Source organism: Streptomyces hesseae (assembly GCF_031845785.1).
Classification (GTDB): Bacteria; Actinomycetota; Actinomycetes; order Streptomycetales; family Streptomycetaceae; genus Streptomyces; species Streptomyces hesseae.
Window position 1 is genome coordinate 41,454 of record NZ_JAVRFI010000028.1, and the last position, 17,095, is coordinate 58,548.

Consider the following 17,095-nt stretch of genomic DNA (forward strand, 5'->3'; position numbering starts at 1 on the left):
AAGAGATGTCTGTCAGGGTAGATGGCAAAAAGTCCGACGAGGTTCCTTCGGGGTCGAAGAGGCTCGCGGGGCTTGCGCGTTTCGTGAAAGGGCCCAAGCCCGAGAACGTGCCTGCCGTCGTGGGCACCATCGGGGCCCTCATCGGTCTCGCTGACATCGCGGCCGGGGTCATCCCCCGGTTCCGGTGGAGCAGGGTGCACGCCCTCTCCGAGGTGCTGCCCGGCTCCGTGACCCAGCTGGCGGCCGCCGGTTCGATCATCGTAGGCATCCTGCTGCTGATGATCGCCCACGGCCTGAAGCGCGCCAAACAGCAGGCCTGGCTGGCCGCCGTGGTCCTGCTGCCCATCGGTGCCGCCGCGCAGCTGATCTACCGCCACTCGATCCCGGGTACGGTCCTCTCCCTGCTGCTCTTCGTCTACCTGCTCCGGCACAAGAAGTCCTTCGCCGCGCTGCCGGACTCCCGCAGCCGCTGGAAGGCGCTGGCCAACCTGATCCTCATGGGCGGCGTCAGCTTCGGCCTCGGCTGGGTGATCGTCGGCTCCCACGCCAACAAGATGATCGGCGACCCGCCGGTGCTGGAGCAGATCGAGCACGTCCTCTGGGGCCTCTTCGGCTTCGAGGGCTCGATCCGCTACACCGACCACGTCGACTACACCGTCGGCTACTCGCTGGGCGCCCTCGGTCTGCTGACCGTCCTCACCACGGCCTTCCTGGCCTTCCGCCCCGCCTACCCGGCCCCCCTCCTCACCGAGGAGGACGAGGACAAGCTGCGCGAGCTGCTCGCCAAGCACGGTGAGCGCGACTCGCTCGGCCACTTCGCCCTGCGTCGCGACAAGAGCGTCGTCTTCTCCCCGTCGGGCAAGGCCGCCGTCTCGTACCGCGTCGTCTCCGGCGTGATGCTCGCCAGCGGCGACCCCATCGGTGACGTCGAGGCCTGGCCGGGCGCCATCGAGAAGTTCATGGAGCTGGCCAAGCGCCACTCCTGGACCCCCGCCGTCGCCGGCTGCAGCGAGACCGGTGGCGAGGTCTGGACCCGCGAGACCGGTCTGGACGCCCTGGAGATGGGCGACGAGGCCATCGTCGACGTGGCCGACTTCAGCCTGACCGGCCGTTCCATGCGCAACGTCCGCCAGATGGTCAAGCGCATCGAGCGCAACGGCTACAGCACCAAGACCCGCCGCGTCGGCGACCTGTCCCCCGAGGAGCTGGAGGCCGTCCAGAAGGCCGCCAACGCCTGGCGCGACACCGAGGACGAGCGCGGCTTCTCCATGGCCCTGGGCCGCATCGGCGACCCCAAGGACCTGGACGCGATCATCGCGACCGCCCACAAGGACCCGGAGGAGGGCGAGGACCTCCCCTTCGGCGACCTCCGCGCCATGCAGCACTACGTGCCGTGGGGCAAGGACGGCAGCTCGCTGGAGCTGATGCGCCGCGACCGCAGCGCCGACCCGGGCATGAACGAGCTGCTGATCGTGGCCTTCCTCCAGGCCGCGCCCGAGCTCAAGATCAAGCGTCTGTCGCTGAACTTCGCGTTCTTCCGCTCCGCCCTGGAGCGCGGCGGCAAGCTGGGCGCCGGCCCGGTGGTCCGGATCCAGCGCGCGGTGCTGATCTTCCTCTCGCGCTGGTTCCAGATCGAGTCGCTGTACAAGTTCAACGAGAAGTTCCGGCCCCGCTGGGAGCCCCGCTTCATCGTCTTCCCGAACAGCCGTGACCTGCCCCGCATCGGCTTCGCCATGATGCAGGCGGAGGGCTTCCTGGAGCTGCCGCGCCTGCTGCGCCGCCGCCCGGCCCCGGCCGAGGAGTTCCTGTCGGACCAGGAGGCTCCCGAGCAGAGCGAGGTCACGCGCGCCGCGTGACATGCGCTGACAGCGCCCCGCGACCCCTTCCCGGCTGCCCGCCGGGGAGGGGTCGCGTCGTTCACCGGCCTTGTCGCACGCCCTAGGCTGGTTCCATGAGTACGTTGCGTGGCCGTATCGGGCCGGTCGGACTGCCCGAATGGGACCGCTGTGCGGTGATGGGCGTGGTGAACGTCACCCCCGACTCGTTCTCCGACGGCGGTCACTGGTTCGACACCGAGCTGGCGGTCAAGCGGGGCCTGGAGCTCACCGCCGCCGGCGCCGACCTGGTCGACGTGGGCGGTGAGTCGACCCGTCCGGGCGCGGTGCGGATCGACGAGGAGGAGGAGCTCCGCCGAGTGGTCCCGGTGGTCCGCGAGCTGGCGGGCGAGGGCGTGGTCGTCTCGGTGGACACCATGCGGGCCGCCGTCGCCGAGGCCGCCGTGGAGGCGGGCGCGGTGCTGGTCAACGATGTGAGCGGCGGTCTCGCCGACCCCTCGATGGTGCCCGTGGTGGCCGCCGCCGGGGTGCCCTTCGTGGTGATGCACTGGCGGGGCTTCAGCGCCGACATGAACAATCGCGCGGTCTACGGGCCCGATGTGCTCGGCGACGTCGTCGACGAGCTGCGGCAGCGGCTGGACGCGGTGGTCGACGGCGGCATCGAGCCGGACCGGATCGTCGTGGACCCCGGCCTGGGCTTCGCCAAGCACGCCGAGCACGATCTCGCCCTGGTGGCCGGGCTCGACCGGTTCCGCCGGGAGCTGGAGCTGCCGATGCTGGTGGCCGCCTCCCGCAAGCGCTTCCTGGGCCGGGTGCTGGCCGGCCCCGACGGCGATCCGCCGCCGGCCCGCGAGCGGGACGCCGCCACGGCCGCCGTCTCGGCGCTCGCCGCGCGCGAGGGCGCCTGGGCGGTCCGGGTCCACGAGGTACGGGCCAGCGCCGACGCCGTCCGGGTGATCCGCGCGGTGGAGCGCGCGGGCGCCGCTCAGGGGCTTGCGTGAGTACCGCCCGTACGGACGCCGAGCGCGTCGAGCTGGCGAACACCGCCCTCTACGAGGCGATGGAACGTGGCGACACGGCCGCCATGGACCGGCTCTGGCTGGACGACTCCGGTACCGAGGTCTCCTGCGTCCACCCCGGCTGGCCCGTGCTGCGCGGCCGGAGCGAGGTGCTGCGCTCCTACGCCCTGATCATGGCGAGCACGGACTACATCCAGTTCTTCCTCACCGATGTGGAGATCGAGGTCGTCGGCGACACGGCCCTGGTGACCTGCACGGAGAACATTCTCAGCGGCGCCCCCTCGGAGACCGAGGGAGAGCTGGGCCCGCTGGTCGGCCAGCTCGTCGTGGCCACCAATGTCTTCCGGCGGGTGGGCGACGGGTGGAAGGTGTGGTCCCACCACGGCTCGCCCGTGCTCGCGGGGCGGGAGGACGAGGAGGAGGACGACTCCTCCGAATCGGGTGCTTGAGTCTCGGGTGCGTGACGGCCGTCACGGCGCCACACGTCAGTGTGAGGAAAAGTGGCCACTCGTTCGAGCTGCCCGGTACCCGGGTAGGGGTTGAGCACGCGGATCTTCGGGTAAGCGCGGCGCGAACCGCCCGGCACCCGAGGTCGGGCGCTGTCGGTGTCCGCAGGTAGATTCGAAGGTGGGCTACCTGGTCGAAGGCGGGCCCTTACCGACAACCAGCAGGAGTGATTCGTGTGGATCGTGTCGCGCTGCGCGGCTTGAAGGCTCGCGGCCACCACGGGGTGTTCCCCAAGGAACGCGAGGAAGGCCAGACCTTCATCGTGGACCTGGTGCTGAGCCTGGACACCCGGCCCGCCGCGGCCGACGACGACCTCACGAAGACCGTGCACTACGGCATCGTGGCCGAGGAGGTCGTGGACGTCGTCCAGGGCGAGCCCGTCGACCTCATCGAGACCCTCGCCGAGCGGATCGCCCAGCAGTGCCTCAAGCACGAGGCGGTGCGGGAGGTCGAGGTCGTCGTGCACAAGCCGGACGCCCCCATCACCGTTCCTTTCGACGATGTGACGATCACTATCACCCGGAGCCGAGTATGAGCAGCAGCGACCCGACCGTGCAGCCGGTGCCCGCCTCCGTGGTGGAGCGGGTGGACGCGGCCGATGTGACCCTGAGCAATCCCAAGCGCGCCGTGATCTCCATCGGCAGCAATCTGGGCAACCGCCTGGAGACCCTCCAGGGCGCGATCGACGCGCTGGAGGACACCCCCGGTCTGCGCGTCAAAGCCGTCTCCCCGGTCTACGAGACGGAGCCCTGGGGCGTCGAGCCGGGCGCCCAGCCGACGTATTTCAACGCGGTGGTGCTGGTGAAGACCACGCTCCCGCCGGACTCCCTGCTGGAGCGCGGTCACGCGATCGAGGAGGCCTTCGAGCGGGTGCGGGACGAGCGCTGGGGCCCCCGTACGCTCGACGTCGACATCGTCACGTACCAGGACGTCATCTCCGACGACCCGGTGCTGACACTGCCGCATCCGCGCGCCCACGAGCGTGCCTTCGTGCTCGCCCCGTGGTACGACGTGGACCCCGAGGCCGTGGTCCCGGGCCATGGTTCGGTGAGCGAGCTGCTGGCCGGTATCGGCCGTGAGGGCGTGGAGCCGCGCGCCGACCTGGAACTGCGGCTGCCCGAGTAGCCGTTGGGCCTACGTAGTTTTTCCGCATGACTAAGAGGGGCGACAGCTCGGTGAAGCAACTTCGGATCGGGGTGCTGGCGGGCCTCTTCGTCGTGGCCGGGGTCCTCTCATGGGCCGCCGCCCGCCTGTGGGACTCCTTCGGCACGCTGCCCAGCGTGCCGGTGGCGGCGCCCATCGTGCTGGGCGTCATCGCGGTGGTCCTCTTCGCCACGGCCCTGTCCCTGCGCGCCCGGCTGCGTGCCCAGCGCGAGCGCCGGGCGGGCGCGAAGGGCGTCGACCCCCTGCTGGCCGCGCGAGCGCTGGTCTTCGGCCAGGCCAGCGCCCTGGTCGCGGCCCTGGTCGGGGGCATGTACGGCGGAGTGGGCGCCTTCCTCCTGATGGGCGGCCTCGACGTCCCCGCCCGCCGCGACCAGGCGATCTACGCGGGCGCGTCCGTCCTGGCAGGAGCCTGCGTAATAGCGGCCGCGTTCTTCATGGAACGAGTCTGCAAGCTCCCGGAGGACGAGGAAGAGAGCAGCTGAAGCTGGGTTGTGGGCAATCGTCCCGCAAGGCGGGACGGGTGGGCACAACCAGACCCACCGGCCCGCACCTAACCGGGGCACCCGGCGCGGTTCACGCACTGGGCACAGTCTCCACACGCGCCTCACTACGCGTAGCGCCCCGCGCATCGGCCTCAATGCTGCGCCGCAGCGCCTCGTGCAGCCGCGCAGGCGTGAGCACCCCCAAGAAGTGATCCGCGGAATCCCCGTCGAGCACCGCGATCCACCCCGCGTCATGCTGCAGCATCGTGCTGAACGCCTGCTTCAGCGACGCCCCCAACGGCAGCCACGCGTCCATGCGCCGCGCCCGCTCCCGCACCCGTGTCGTCCCCGTGCCGGAGGCGATCGCGTCGGCGGAGACCCAGCCGTGCAGCCGGTCCGCGTCGTCCAGGACGACGGCCCAGCGCGCGTCGTCCGCCGTGAGCCGCGCCCGTGCGTCGGACAGCCGGTCGTCGAGGTGGACGACCGGCGGCTGCTCCAGGTCGCCGGCCTCGATCGGCGTCACCGACAGCCGCTTCAGACCCCGGTCCGCGCCCACGAAGTCGGCGACGTAGGGAGTGGCGGGGGCGCCCAGCACCACCGCCGGGGCGTCAAACTGTTCGATTTTTCCATGGCCGTAGACCGCGATGCGGTCGCCGAGCCGGACCGCCTCCTCGATGTCGTGCGTCACGAAGAGCACCGTCTTGCGCACCTGCGACTGGAGTCGTAGGAACTCGCTCTGGAGCCGTTCCCGCACGACCGGGTCGACCGCGCCGAAGGGTTCGTCCATCAGGAGGACGGGCGGGTCGGCGGCGAGCGCCCGGGCGACCCCGACGCGCTGGCGCTGGCCGCCGGAGAGCTGGTCGGGGTAGCGGTCGCCGTAGACGGACGGGTCGAGCCCGACGAGGTCGAGGAGCTCGGCCGCCCGGTCGCGGGCCCGCTTGCGCTGCCAGCCCAGCAGATGGGGGACGGTCGCGGTGTTCTCCAGGACCGTCTTGTGGGGGAAGAGGCCGACCTGCTGGATCACATAGCCGATGCGGCGCCGCAGCTCGACGGGGTCCACACCGGCGATGTCCTCGCCGTCGACCCGGATGCGTCCGCTCGTGGGCTCGATCAGCCGGTTGACCATCTTCATCGTGGTGGTCTTGCCGCAGCCCGACGGTCCGACGAGCGTGACCAGCTCGCCCTCCGCGACCTCGAAGGAGAGGTCGTCCACGGCGGTCGTGCCATCGGCGTAGCGCTTGGTGACGTGCTCGAAGCGGATCATGGTTCCCCATTGTCGCCGTACTGTCCTTCGAACATGTTGCCGCCGGGTCCCCGTCGGAGGCGAATGTCAGTGCTCCGGGTTAGGGTCGCCAGTGACCGACCGTGAAAGCCGAGGGGGAGGTGAGGCACGGATGGCGGGTCAGAACTGCCTGATCGCCAACGACTGGTTCTGCGGCGAGTATGTGCGGACGCGCGGCCAGGAGCTGACGGACGCCACGCTCCAGCACGTCGGCATCACCCTGGTGTCCGTGGCGATCGGGCTGCTCGTCGCCTTCCCGCTGGCGCTGCTCGCGCGCCGCTGGCGGACGTTCCAGGGCCCGGTGCTCGGCGCGACCACGATTCTCTACACCGTGCCCTCGCTGGCCATGTTCTCGCTGCTGGTGCCGGTGTTCGGCCTGTCGGCGGCCGTCGTGGTCACGGGCCTGGTGCTCTATTCGCTGACGATCCTCGTGCGGAACATCCTGACCGGCCTCGCCGCCGTGCCGGAGGAGGCCCGCGAGGCCGCGCGCGGCATGGGATACGGGCCGATACGACTGCTCTTCGGGGTGGAACTGCCCCTGGCGGTCCCCGCGCTGATGGCCGGCCTGCGGATCGCCACGGTCTCGACCGTCTCGCTCACGACGGTGGGCGCGATCATCGGCTACGGCGGGCTGGGCAATCTGATCTACGAGGGGATGCGCAGCTACTTCAAGGCGCAGGTGCTCACCGCCTCGGTGCTGTGCGTCGCGCTGGCCGTCGCCGCCGATCTCCTGCTGTTGTTCGCTCAGAGGCTGCTCACGCCCTGGGCGCGGACCGGCCGCCGTGCGGTGAACCGCCGAGCGGCCGAGGAGGCGGTGGTGGTCTGATGGACGTCATCGGACGGACATGGGACTGGCTGACGACCGGTGCGCACTGGTCCGGCACGGACGGCGTCTGGCACCGGCTGGGGGAGCACCTCTTCCTTACCACCGCGTGCCTGCTGATCGCGTGTGCCATCGCACTGCCCGTCGCGGTGCTGCTCGGCCATCTGGGCAAGGGGGGCGCCCTCGCGGTCAACCTCTCCAACGCGGGCCGCGCGGTGCCGACGTTCGCGGTGCTGGTGCTGTTGCTGCTGAGCCCGCTCGGTACGCACGGCTCCTTGCCCACCATCATCGCGCTCGTCCTGTTCGCGATACCCCCGGTGCTGACCAACGCCTATGTGGGGATGCGCGGTGTGGACCGGGACATGGTCGAGGCCGCCCGGGGCATGGGCATGACGGGCGGTCAGGTGATGGCCCGGGTCGAGCTGCCTCTGGCCTTTCCGCTGATCGTGACCGGGGTGCGGTCCGCCGCCGTCCAGGTCGTGGCCACCACCACGCTCGCCGCGCTCCCCGGGGGCGGCGGCCTCGGCCGGGTCATCACGGCCGGCTTCCGGCTCACGGACACCGCGCAGGTGGTGGCCGGGGCGGTCCTGGTGGCGGCGCTGGCGCTGCTGGTGGAGGGCGTCTTCGTCCTGCTCCAGCGAAGGCTGGACCCCCTGCGTGGCCGCGTCCGCGCGGCACAGGCCCCCGCCTGACAAACCCCGCATGACGAACGCTCAAGCCTGACTGGATGGAGTTTCGTATGACCAGGACACCGCGTCGAGCGCGGACCGCTCGCGCCCTGCTGGCGGTGGCCGGCGTCGCGGCCCTCACGGCGGGTCTTGCCGCGTGCGGCGGCGACAGCCTGGAGAAGTCCAAGGAGGGCGGGAGCTCCGGATCGGGCAAGGATTCGCTGGTCGTCGGCTCGGCGTCCTTCACCGAGTCGAAGGTGCTCGCGGAGATATACGCGGGGCTGCTCAAGGACGCCGGATATTCGACGTCCATCCAGACCGTCGACGCCCGGGAGCTGTATGAGCCGGCGCTGGAGAAGGGCCAGATCGATGTGGTCCCGGAGTATGCCGCGACGCTCACCGAATTCCTGAACAAGAAGCAGAACGGGAAGGACGCGCCGCAGGTCGCGTCGGGCGACTCGGAAGCCACGGTCAAGGCCCTCCGTAAACTCGCCGAGCCGCGCGGTCTGAAGGTGCTGGACGCCGGGTCGGCGGTCGACCAGAACGCCTTCGCGGTTACCGGTGAGTTCGCGAAGAAACACCAGCTCAAGACGCTTTCCGAGCTTGGGAAGTCGAAGGAGAAGGTACGGATCGCGGCGGGCGACGAATGCTCCCAGCGGCCCTTCTGCCGGCCGGGCCTGGAGAAGACGTACGGCATAGACGTCGCCGGTATCGACCCGCTGGAGGTCGGCAGCACCCAGGCCAAGCAGGCGGTCAAGGACGGCAAGGACCAACTGCTGCTGACCACCACCACGGACGCCACTCTCGCCCAGTTCGGACTCGTCCTCCTGGAGGACGACAAGAAGCTTCAGAACGCGGACAACGTCCTGCCCGTCGTGAATGCCAAGAAGGCGGGTTCGCAGAAGATCGCGGATGCGCTCGGCAAGTTGAACAAGGTGCTGACCACGGCCGATCTCACCGAACTCAACAAGAAGGTCGACGCCGAGCGGCTCAAGCCCGCCGATGTCGCCGCTCAGTACCTCAAGGAGAAGAAGCTTCTGACGAAGTGACGGGGTAGGGGAGAAGTAAGATCAAGGGAAGAGTTTGGCGGTGGGCTCACACGTTCGCCACGACGCACGGTAAGTTTCAGGCCATGCCACGAGGACGCCACCGCCATTCCGCCCCCCTCCACCGGCTTCTTCCCCCGCTGACGGTCGCCGCGACATCTGTCGCCTGCGCCGCGGGTGCGCTGGTGGTGAGTGAAACCGCTGTCATTCGCGGCCTCGCCGTCGCCGCCGCCGCGGTCACGGTGGTCGGCTCGGTGATGATGCGCCGCTGGGACCGCGCTGCGGGCAGGAGTGTCGCCCAGCTGACCGCCGCCCGTACGCGGGAGGAGTGGAAGACCGAGGAACGCGTGGCCGAGCTGGAGACGGACCTCGAGGAGACCCGTCTGCTGCGCACCGGCCTGGAGTCCAAGCTCCGCGCCAAGCGCGCCGAACTCGCCCGCCTCCGCACCGAGCACGCCGACCTCCTGCGCCGCTACGCCGCCGCCGAGACCGGCCGGGCCAGCGCGATGGAGGGCCGCCGCCTGCTGGAGAAGGGCACGACGCCGGCCGAGACCCCGGCGACCGACAAGCCGGCCCCGCTGAACGCGGAGGCATACCGCAAGGCGGCGAACGCGCTCCAGTCCCTGGCACGCGGCCCGGTTGTGGGCAATCGTCCCGCAGGGCGGGACGGGTGGGCACAACCGGACCACCGGCCCGCACTCGAAAAGGCGCCCCAGTCCGCGAAGGCACCTGTAGCGGCGAAGGCCGCGCAGCCGGCCAAGGCTCCGACGCCCGCAGCGGCGCAGGCCTCACCGGCTGCCCAGCCGACCAACGCCCCCAAGGCCACAGGGCAGGCCCAGGCCCCGCAGGCACCCCAGGCCGCCAAGCAGCCCGCAGCGGCCAACGCCCCCAAGCCCGCCGGCCAGGCGCCCGCGCCCCAGGCCGCCGCGCGGCCTGCCGCCGCCAAGGCCACCCCGCCGGCCAAGGCACGACCGTCCCGGCCCGCCGGGACGGTCGTGCCGGCGGCTCGCCGTCAGCCGGGCGGCTTCGACTTCTTCGGCACCGCCGCCGGCAAGAAGAAGGCCGACTCGCCCGCCGCCAAGGCCGTCGAGGAGCAGGACCTCGCGGACGTCATCGGCGAGGAGGCCCTCGCCGACGCGGCCGTAGCGGAGAAGGGCGTGGAGAAGGGCGTGGAGAAGGACGCGGACGGCAAGGTCATCGACCTCACCGCGCACGACGACACCGAGCAGATCGACGTCGTCGAGCTGCGCAGCGCGATCTCGTAGCGGCCGGCCGCAAGCATCAAGCAGAGAGGGCCCGGGGCAAAGCCCCGGGCCCTCTCCTTCTCGTACGTACGCCGCGCCGGCTACTTGTCGATGTCGCCGACGACGAAGAACAGCGACCCCAGGATCGCCACCATGTCCGCGACCAGCGTCCCCGGCAGGAGCTCGGTCAGGGCCTGGATGTTGTTGAACGAGGCCGACCGGAGCTTCAGTCGCCAGGGCGTCTTGTCGCCCTTGGAGACGAGGTAGTAGCCGTTGAGGCCCAGCGGATTCTCGGTCCAGACGTAGGTCGAGCCCTCCGGGGCCTTGAGGACCTTGGGCAGCCGCTGGTTGATCGGGCCGGGCGGCAGTTCTGCCATCCGGTCCAGGCAGGCGTCGGCCAGGTCCAGCGAGTTGTGGGTCTGCTCCAGCAGGCACTCGAAGCGCGCCAGGCAGTCGCCCTCCTCGCGGGTGACGACCTTCAGGACGTCGCCCAGCTCGCCGTACGCGAGGTACGGCTCGTCGCGCCGCAGGTCGAAGTCGACACCGGAGGCGCGGGCGATCGGCCCGCTCACCCCGTACGCGTGGACGGCCTCCGGCGAGAGGACGCCGACGCCGCGCGTCCGGCCCCGGAAGATCTCGTTGCCGAGGACCAGCCGGTCGTACACGTCCATCCGCGAGCGCACCTCGGCGATCGCGTGCCGGGCCCGGCCGAGCCAGCCCGCGGGCAGGTCCTCCTTGAGGCCGCCGACGCGGTTGAACATGTAGTGCATCCGGCCGCCGGAGACCTCCTCCATGACCGTCTGGAGCTCCTCGCGCTCGCGGAACGCGTGGAAGACCGGGGTGATGCCGCCGAGCTCCAGCGGATACGAGCCGAGGAACATCAGATGGTTGAGCACCCGGTTCAGCTCGGCCATCAGCGTGCGCGTCCACACCGCGCGCTCGGGGACCTCCATGCCGAGCATCCGCTCGACGGCGATGACGACGCCCAGCTCGTTGGAGAACGCCGACAGCCAGTCGTGGCGGTTGGCGAGCATGATGATCTGGCGGTAGTCGCGCGCCTCGAACAGCTTCTCCGCGCCCCGGTGCATATAGCCGATCACCGGCTCGGCGCTCCGGACCCGCTCGCCGTCCAGGACGAGGCGCAGTCGCAGCACACCGTGGGTGGACGGGTGCTGGGGCCCGATGTTGAGCACCATGTCGGTGCTCTCCGCCGCGCCGCCGATTCCGACTGTCGTCTCCGTCATGGGGCTAGTTTCTCAAACACCGGATTTCTCAAACACCGGAGGAGCCGCCCGACGGGCCGATTCCCAGCGTCTCCGGCCGGAGCCCCACCGGCTGGAGCAGCCAGCCGAAGCCGCCCAGGCCTGCCGGGGCGGTCAGCTCCGCCGCCTCGCCGGCCGCGCCTAGGGCCCGTACGTAGGCGGCCGGGTCGGTCGAGGCGAGCGAGAGCGGCGGACGGGCGCCGTCGACGCCCAGGGCCCGTAGCGCCTCGCGCTGGCTGACGACCGAGCCGCCCGGCAGCGCGGTCGCGTCCAGCGCGACGTGCGCGGTGATGTCGCAGGAGCCGTCCGGCACCGGCCGCACCTCGCGCCCCTCGCGGAAGCCGGTCAGGGTGCCGTAGGGCGGGCGGGAGGCGCGCCCGTGCGCGTAGTCGACGGCCACCGCCAGCCCGGACCGCAGCGTGCCGGCCGCCCGCCGCCAGGCGGCGTCGCGCGGGTGGCCGATCTCGGCGCGGGAGCCGGGCGGCGCGCCCTCCAGGGGCCACCAGCGCTTCAGCCAGTCGGCGTCCTCGCCGGAGACCGGGTCGCCGAGCAGCTCCTCGCCGTCGTCTCGGACGAGCACCTGGCGGGGCGTGCCCTCGCCGTCCGTCTCGGCGACGTCCACCGGCACGTTGTCGAGCCACTCGTTGGCGAAGAGCAGCCCCGTGATCCCCTCGGGCAAGGTGTCTTGCCAGCTCACCCGGGGATCGAGCTCCTCGGGGCGGTCGGCGAGCTCCACAGCGTACGGGCGCAGCCGGCCGGCGAGCTCCGCGGGGCACCGGGCGAGCACCCCGGCCACCAGCTCGCCGCGCCCCGCCCCGACGTCGGCGAACGCCAGCTCCACCGGGTGCCCCAGGGCCGCGTCGACGCGGCACAGCAGCTCCACGACGGCCCCGGCGTACAGGGGGGAGGCGTGGACGGACGTACGGAAGTGACCCGCGGGGCCCTCGGGGCTCCGGTAGAAGCCCTCGGGGCCGTAGAGGGCCGCCTCGGTCGCCTCCCGCCAGGTCCTCGCACCGCTCGACACGTTCGCTCCGCTTCCCATACGCACACGTTAAGCGGGCCTGCCGGACACTCGCCCTCCACCTTGGGGAGTAGACGGAAACCGACCGGATCGATCGCCGGGCTGACCCGTGCGGCGACTCGGCGTGCCTACGCTGGGTGACGTGCAGCGCCTCTACGACTTCCTCCGCAGACACCCCACCGGTGTGGACACCTTCTGGGCCGTCCTGCTGCTGGGGCTCAGCGTGCTGTCCAGCGCCGAGGGGAGTACGCGGGGCGGGACGGCCCTCAAGATCGCCGCGGCCCTGGCGCTCAGCACAGTGATCGCGCTGCGCCGCCGCTGGCCGGAGAAGATGCTGCTGCTGGCGGCCGCGACGGGGGTGGCCCAGGTCGCCCTCGACGTCCAGCCGGACGTCTCGGACTTCGCGATGCTGGTGATCATCTACACGGTCTCGTCCGGCAATACGCGCTGGGCGTCGCGGTTCGCGCTGGTCGGCGGAGTCCTGGCGTCCCCGATCGCCGCCGCCCGCTGGCCCACGCCGCACAACGGGCTGGGCAACGCCCTCCTGGGGGCGGTGTTCGTCAGCGTCCCGTTCATCCTCGCCTGGGTCCTCGGCGATTCGATGCGCACCCGCCGCGCGTACTGGGCGCAGCTGGAGGAGCGCGCCACACGCCTGGAGAAGGAGCGCGAGCAGCAGGCCAAGATGGCGGTGACCGCCGAACGGGCGCGCATCGCCCGCGAACTCCACGACGTCGTCGCGCACAACGTGTCGGTGATGGTGGTGCAGGCCGACGGCGCCGCCTACGTCCTGGACGCCTCGCCGGACCAGGCCAAACAGGCCCTGGAAACGATCTCCAGCACCGGCCGCAAGGCCCTCACCGAGATGCGCCGCCTGCTGGGCGTGCTGCGCACCGAGGAGGGCGGGGAGAGCGGTGAGACGTATGTGCCGCAGCCGGACGTGGAGCAGATCGGCGAGCTCGTCGAGCAGGTGCGGGGCGCGGGGCTGCCGGTGGAGTTCACTGTCGAGGGCGCGCCGCGGCCGTTGCCGAGCGGTGTGGAGCTGACGGCCTACCGGATCGTCCAGGAGGCGCTGACCAACACCCGGAAGCACGGCGGCCCGGACGTCGGCGCGAGCGTCCGGCTGACGTATTTCGACGACGGCCTGGGGCTGCTGGTCGAGGACGACGGCCGGGGCGCGCAGCACGAGCTGTACGAGGACGGTGGCGCCGACGGCATGGGACACGGTCTGATCGGTATGCGCGAGCGTGTCGGCATGGTGGGCGGCACCCTGGACGCGGGGCCGCGGCAGGGCGGCGGCTTCCGGATCAGTGTGCTGCTCCCCGCCAGGTCCGGCCGCTGAAACCATCAGGCCGTCAGGCCATCAGGTTTGATTCGTAGTACGCCTCAGAAAGGGACCCCGTATGTCGATCCGTGTCCTCCTCGTAGACGACCAGGTACTGCTCCGTACCGGTTTCCGCATGGTGCTGGCGGCCCAGCCGGACATGGAGGTCGTCGCCGAGGCCGGGGACGGTGTGGAGGCGCTGAAGGCGCTGGAGGGCACCGAGGTGGACGTCATCCTGATGGACGTCCGTATGCCGCACATGGACGGCGTGGAGGCCACCCGCCGGATCTGTCTGGGGGAGAACCCGCCGAAGGTGCTGATCCTCACCACCTTCGACCTCGACGAGTACGCCTTCTCCGCGCTGAAGGCCGGCGCGAGCGGCTTCATGCTCAAGGACGTGCCGCCCGCCGAGCTGCTGGGCGCGATCCGGGCGGTGCACAGCGGTGACGCGGTGGTCGCGCCCAGCACCACCCGCCGGCTGCTGGACCGCTTCACCCCGATGCTGCCGAGCGCGGGCCCCGAGCCCACCACCGCTGAGCTGAGCCGGCTCACCGACCGGGAGCGCGAGGTGATGCTGCTGGTGGCGCAGGGCCTGTCCAACGGCGAGATCGCGGCGAGGCTGGTGCTGTCGGAGGCGACGGTGAAGACGCACGTGGGCCGCATCCTCACCAAGCTGGGCCTGCGGGACCGGGTGCAGGTGGTGGTGATGGCATACGAGACGGGCCTGGTCAGGGCGGGCGGCGGGGGAACCGCGTACTGACTCAGCGCAACACCCCTTCAAGGAAATCGCTCCCCAGCCGGGCCACCACGGTCAAATCCAACTGGTGAAGCACATAGCGTCCGCGCCGCCGTGTCGTGATCAGTCCGGCCTTCTTCAGCACCGCTATGTGCCGTGACACCTCCGGCGGGCTGATGTCGTGCGAGGCGGCCAGCTCGCCCGTGGTGAACGCGGCCCGTGCCAGATAGCGGCACATCCTGATCCGCATCGGGTGCGCCAGTGCTTCCATGCGGAGGGTGAGCAGGTCGAGGGACTGCGGCCCGGGCAGCTCGGGGGCGGCCACCGGGTAGTGGATCACCGGCCGCCAGCCGGGGGCGTGCAGCACCCATAGATGGGGCCAGCCGAGGGACGACGGGACGAAGGTGACGCCCGCGCCGACGGCCGGGTCGACCGCGGTCGTATGGCCGCTGGTGAGCTTGTCGACGACGATCCGGGAGCCGTCGGGGGAGAGCGTCACGGCGGGCGAGACCTCGGCGAGGGCCTCGGCGAGGCCCTTGTGCCGCAGGATCTCCGTCTTGTGGCGGGCGTCGTTGGCGAGCTGGACGCGCACCCGCTGCCAGACGTCGTTGAAGAACGCCTCCGCGCTGTCCTCGAACAGCCGCCGCAGCCAGGCCCGGACCGCCGGGGGGTCCTGGAGCAGCCGCTTGGCGAACGCCAGCTGGCGGGGGCCGCGCGCGGTGGCGCGCTCCAGGGCCTGTTCCCGGATCTCTGCGTTCACCAGCGGCGACGGGCCGCGCAGGCTGTATTTGCTGGAGCAGGAGATCTCCAGGGCGGCGTCGACGAACAGTTCGTCGTCGAGCCGGTCCATCATGTCCAGGTCCTCGGCGAGGGTGGCGCCCGGCTGGCCGTGGGTCCCCGGGAGGGCGGCGAAGGCGTGGGAGATGTCGGAGAAGGTCGAGCTCCACAGGAAGTCCGCCTCGCACAGCCGGTCGGCGAGATCCGGCTTGAGCGCCGCGTTCGTCGCGGTGGTCCAGCCGTGCAGTCCGGGGTGGTGCCCGGGCTCGGCCAGGGCGTGCAGGGCGGTGCACAGCTCGGCCAGCGGGGAGGCCCGGAAGACCAGCCGCTCGGGCGGCAGGCCCGCGATGTCGATCGTCACGCTCATGTGGTCATCGTGCCTTCCTTTTCGCAGGTCGGGCCGCCGATTGACGGTCCTCGTCAATTCACGCGCCGAACGGGTGGGCCGGGCCGCACGGTGGAGGACATGAGCGTGAACCAGCAATACCTGCTCGACCTGTACCGCACCTCCCGGCTGGGTGAGGCCCCGCCGCCCGTGCCGGGCACCGGCGACCGCCAGGCCGTCCGGGAACTCCGCACCTGGTGGGCCTTCCTGGCCGTCGTCGACGAGCGCGTCGCCGCCCGCCGGGCCCGGTGGGCCCGCTGGACGACGGCCCTCCGCCCCGCCCGCCCCGTACGACACGCGGCCGCCGCCCCGGCGCCCGTACGCCCGTCAGTTACCGAGAGCACCCCCGTCCAGCCGCTCCAGGAGCGTCCCGACCGCGTCCCGAACGGCTGCGGGAGTCCATGCGAGCGCTGACGCGGCGACGGTGACCTCGGTGAAGGCCAGCCCGGGCACGGGGGCCTCGTCCCAGCGGTTGAACAGCCACGTGCCGGTCTCCTCCGCGAGCCGCACTCCCGCCGCCGTCAGCGTCTCCGCCGGGTACGGCAGCCACACCTGGAACTGATGGGTGTGCGGCACGTCCGGATGGACCCGGAACCAGGGCACCCCAGCCGCGTGGAAGGCGTCCTTCAGTGCCTCCGCGACCACCTTGGCGTGCGCCACGTACGCCGGCAGCCGGGGCAGCTCGCGATCCAGCCCGGCGAGCCCGGCGAGCGCTGCGGGCCACTGCTGGAAGAGCTGGCCCCCGTACCGGTGGCGCCAGGCCTTCGCCTCCTCCACGAAGGAGGCCGGGCCCGCCAGCACGGCCCCCGATATGCCGTCGGTGGACTTGTAGAGCGAGACGTAGACCGAGTCCGCGAGCGCGGCGATCTCCGGCAGCTCCACCCCGAAGTGCGGGGCGCACTCCCACAGCCGTGCCCCGTCGAAGTGCACCACCGCGTCACGGTCGCGGGCGGCTTCCACCGCCTCGGTCAGCTCCTCCCAGGTGGGAAGCACGAAGCCCGCGTCCCGCAGGGGCAGCTCCAGCATCAGCGTCCCGAACGGCTCGTCCAGCTCGCGGATCTCCGCGGCCGTCGGCGGCCGGGGGTCGCTCGTGGGGTGGACCGTGCGCAGCCCGGAGACCGTCGCGTACGCGTCCCGCTCGTGGACCTCCAGATGCGACAGCGGGTGCGCGGCCACCACCGGGTTGCCCGTGCGCCCCGCCCAGCAGCGCAGGGCCACCTGCTGGGCCATCGTCCCGGTGGGGAAGAAGGCGGCGGCCTCCATGCCCAGCAGCCCGGCGACCCGGCGCTCCAGCTCCGCCACGACCCCGTCGCCGTAGATGTCGACGCCCTCGTCGAGGTCGTACGCCTCCGGGGCCTCGGCGGCGAGCCGAGCCAGCCTGTCGCCGATCGTCAGAGCGAGCGAGTTGCTCGACAGGACCCGCTCGGCGCCGCGCAGCGCGGCCATCCTGCGAGCCCGGTCCATCGGCGGATCCACCGGGTGCTCGGTTTTCTGTTCGTCTGCCATGAGGGGATCATCATGCG

17 protein-coding genes are annotated in these 17,095 nt (G+C 71.4%); 12 read left to right on the forward strand and 5 right to left on the reverse strand.

Going from position 1 to position 17,095, the window contains the following annotated elements:
* Positions 1 to 5 precede the first annotated feature (5 nt).
* From RM609_RS29715 to RM609_RS29740, 6 genes are all read left to right on the forward strand, one after another.
* Complete coding sequence (locus tag RM609_RS29715; RefSeq protein WP_311614912.1) at positions 6 to 1,856, forward strand: phosphatidylglycerol lysyltransferase domain-containing protein; 1,851 nt, start codon at positions 6 to 8, stop codon at positions 1,854 to 1,856.
* Between the two features lie 95 nt (positions 1,857 to 1,951).
* Positions 1,952 to 2,836, forward strand: a complete 885-nt coding sequence (folP, locus tag RM609_RS29720) for a dihydropteroate synthase (RefSeq protein WP_311614914.1) — start codon at positions 1,952 to 1,954, stop codon at positions 2,834 to 2,836.
* Positions 2,833 to 3,303, forward strand: a complete 471-nt coding sequence (locus RM609_RS29725) for a nuclear transport factor 2 family protein (protein WP_311614916.1) — start codon at positions 2,833 to 2,835, stop codon at positions 3,301 to 3,303. Before folP ends, RM609_RS29725 begins: the two co-directional genes overlap by 4 nt.
* Before the next feature lie 233 nt (positions 3,304 to 3,536).
* Positions 3,537 to 3,896 carry a dihydroneopterin aldolase gene (gene folB / locus RM609_RS29730; RefSeq protein WP_369016252.1) on the forward strand — a complete coding sequence of 120 codons (360 nt, stop codon included), beginning with the start codon at positions 3,537 to 3,539 and terminating at the stop codon, positions 3,894 to 3,896.
* The gene (folK, locus tag RM609_RS29735; protein ID WP_311614920.1) at positions 3,893 to 4,486 is read left to right on the forward strand and encodes a 2-amino-4-hydroxy-6-hydroxymethyldihydropteridine diphosphokinase; all 594 of its coding nucleotides are present in this window, start codon (positions 3,893 to 3,895) and stop codon (positions 4,484 to 4,486) included. The genes folB and folK overlap by 4 nt, the downstream gene beginning before the upstream one ends.
* Positions 4,487 to 4,536: 50 nt before the next feature.
* The gene (locus RM609_RS29740) at positions 4,537 to 5,007 is read left to right on the forward strand and encodes a DUF3180 domain-containing protein (RefSeq protein ID WP_311614997.1); all 471 of its coding nucleotides are present in this window, start codon (positions 4,537 to 4,539) and stop codon (positions 5,005 to 5,007) included.
* Between the two features lie 91 nt (positions 5,008 to 5,098).
* On the opposite strand, the gene RM609_RS29745 is transcribed toward RM609_RS29740, so the two are convergent.
* Positions 5,099 to 6,271: an ABC transporter ATP-binding protein gene (locus RM609_RS29745; RefSeq protein ID WP_311614922.1), complete on the reverse strand. Its 1,173-nt coding sequence runs from the start codon at positions 6,269 to 6,271 to the stop codon at positions 5,099 to 5,101.
* A 130-nt stretch (positions 6,272 to 6,401) separates the two neighbouring features.
* Here RM609_RS29745 and RM609_RS29750 point away from each other — a divergent pair, with 130 nt between their 5' ends.
* The 4 genes from RM609_RS29750 (at position 6,402) to RM609_RS29765 (ending at position 10,091) form a co-directional block, all read left to right on the forward strand.
* Positions 6,402 to 7,115: an ABC transporter permease gene (locus RM609_RS29750; RefSeq protein ID WP_311614924.1), complete on the forward strand. Its 714-nt coding sequence runs from the start codon at positions 6,402 to 6,404 to the stop codon at positions 7,113 to 7,115.
* Positions 7,115 to 7,804 carry an ABC transporter permease gene (locus RM609_RS29755; RefSeq protein ID WP_311614926.1) on the forward strand — a complete coding sequence of 230 codons (690 nt, stop codon included), beginning with the start codon at positions 7,115 to 7,117 and terminating at the stop codon, positions 7,802 to 7,804. The genes RM609_RS29750 and RM609_RS29755 overlap by 1 nt, the downstream gene beginning before the upstream one ends.
* 47 nt (positions 7,805 to 7,851) lie before the next feature.
* Positions 7,852 to 8,829, forward strand: coding sequence for an ABC transporter substrate-binding protein (locus RM609_RS29760; protein WP_311614928.1), 978 nt, complete (start codon positions 7,852 to 7,854; stop codon positions 8,827 to 8,829).
* 185 nt (positions 8,830 to 9,014) lie between these two features.
* The gene (locus tag RM609_RS29765) at positions 9,015 to 10,091 is read left to right on the forward strand and encodes a hypothetical protein (RefSeq protein ID WP_311614930.1); all 1,077 of its coding nucleotides are present in this window, start codon (positions 9,015 to 9,017) and stop codon (positions 10,089 to 10,091) included.
* Positions 10,092 to 10,171: 80 nt separating this feature from the next.
* On the opposite strand, the gene RM609_RS29770 is transcribed toward RM609_RS29765, so the two are convergent.
* Positions 10,172 to 11,314, reverse strand: a complete 1,143-nt coding sequence (locus RM609_RS29770) for an NADH-quinone oxidoreductase subunit D (RefSeq protein ID WP_311614931.1) — start codon at positions 11,312 to 11,314, stop codon at positions 10,172 to 10,174.
* A gap of 28 nt (positions 11,315 to 11,342) precedes the next feature.
* The gene (locus tag RM609_RS29775) at positions 11,343 to 12,374 is read right to left on the reverse strand and encodes an SAM-dependent methyltransferase (protein ID WP_311614932.1); all 1,032 of its coding nucleotides are present in this window, start codon (positions 12,372 to 12,374) and stop codon (positions 11,343 to 11,345) included.
* Between the two features lie 121 nt (positions 12,375 to 12,495).
* On the opposite strand from RM609_RS29775, the gene RM609_RS29780 reads away from it, so the two are divergent.
* Together RM609_RS29780 and RM609_RS29785 are read left to right on the forward strand one after the other, a co-directional pair.
* A complete protein-coding gene (locus RM609_RS29780; RefSeq protein WP_311614934.1) occupies positions 12,496 to 13,692 on the forward strand; it encodes a sensor histidine kinase in 1,197 nt (398 codons plus the stop codon).
* 61 nt (positions 13,693 to 13,753) lie between these two features.
* The gene (locus RM609_RS29785) at positions 13,754 to 14,434 is read left to right on the forward strand and encodes a response regulator (RefSeq protein ID WP_311614936.1); all 681 of its coding nucleotides are present in this window, start codon (positions 13,754 to 13,756) and stop codon (positions 14,432 to 14,434) included.
* 1 nt (position 14,435) lies between these two features.
* Here the strand turns inward: RM609_RS29785 and RM609_RS29790 are convergent, their stop codons facing one another.
* Complete coding sequence (locus RM609_RS29790) at positions 14,436 to 15,554, reverse strand: DUF5937 family protein (RefSeq protein WP_311614938.1); 1,119 nt, start codon at positions 15,552 to 15,554, stop codon at positions 14,436 to 14,438.
* A 345-nt stretch (positions 15,555 to 15,899) separates the two neighbouring features.
* Entirely contained in the window at positions 15,900 to 17,078 is a 1,179-nt protein-coding gene (locus RM609_RS29795) for a threonine aldolase family protein (protein ID WP_311614940.1), read from the reverse strand.
* Positions 17,079 to 17,095 lie beyond the last annotated feature (17 nt).

Excerpts from the sequence above, each read along its gene's own strand:
- RM609_RS29755 (WP_311614926.1), top strand. The coding sequence starts at position 7,115 with ATGGACGTCATCGGACGGACATGGGACTGGCTGACGACCGGTGCGCAC.
- RM609_RS29750 (WP_311614924.1), top strand. The coding sequence starts at position 6,402 with ATGGCGGGTCAGAACTGCCTGATCGCCAACGACTGGTTCTGCGGCGAG.
- RM609_RS29775 (WP_311614932.1), bottom strand. The coding sequence starts at position 12,374 with ATGGGAAGCGGAGCGAACGTGTCGAGCGGTGCGAGGACCTGGCGGGAG.
- RM609_RS29795 (WP_311614940.1), bottom strand. The coding sequence starts at position 17,078 with ATGGCAGACGAACAGAAAACCGAGCACCCGGTGGATCCGCCGATGGAC.
- folP (WP_311614914.1), top strand. The coding sequence starts at position 1,952 with ATGAGTACGTTGCGTGGCCGTATCGGGCCGGTCGGACTGCCCGAATGG.
- RM609_RS29770 (WP_311614931.1), bottom strand. The coding sequence starts at position 11,314 with ATGACGGAGACGACAGTCGGAATCGGCGGCGCGGCGGAGAGCACCGAC.
- RM609_RS29745 (WP_311614922.1), bottom strand. The coding sequence starts at position 6,271 with ATGATCCGCTTCGAGCACGTCACCAAGCGCTACGCCGATGGCACGACC.
- RM609_RS29715 (WP_311614912.1), top strand. The coding sequence starts at position 6 with ATGTCTGTCAGGGTAGATGGCAAAAAGTCCGACGAGGTTCCTTCGGGG.
- RM609_RS29790 (WP_311614938.1), bottom strand. The coding sequence starts at position 15,554 with ATGAGCGTGACGATCGACATCGCGGGCCTGCCGCCCGAGCGGCTGGTC.
- RM609_RS29785 (WP_311614936.1), top strand. The coding sequence starts at position 13,754 with ATGTCGATCCGTGTCCTCCTCGTAGACGACCAGGTACTGCTCCGTACC.
- folK (WP_311614920.1), top strand. The coding sequence starts at position 3,893 with ATGAGCAGCAGCGACCCGACCGTGCAGCCGGTGCCCGCCTCCGTGGTG.
- RM609_RS29760 (WP_311614928.1), top strand. The coding sequence starts at position 7,852 with ATGACCAGGACACCGCGTCGAGCGCGGACCGCTCGCGCCCTGCTGGCG.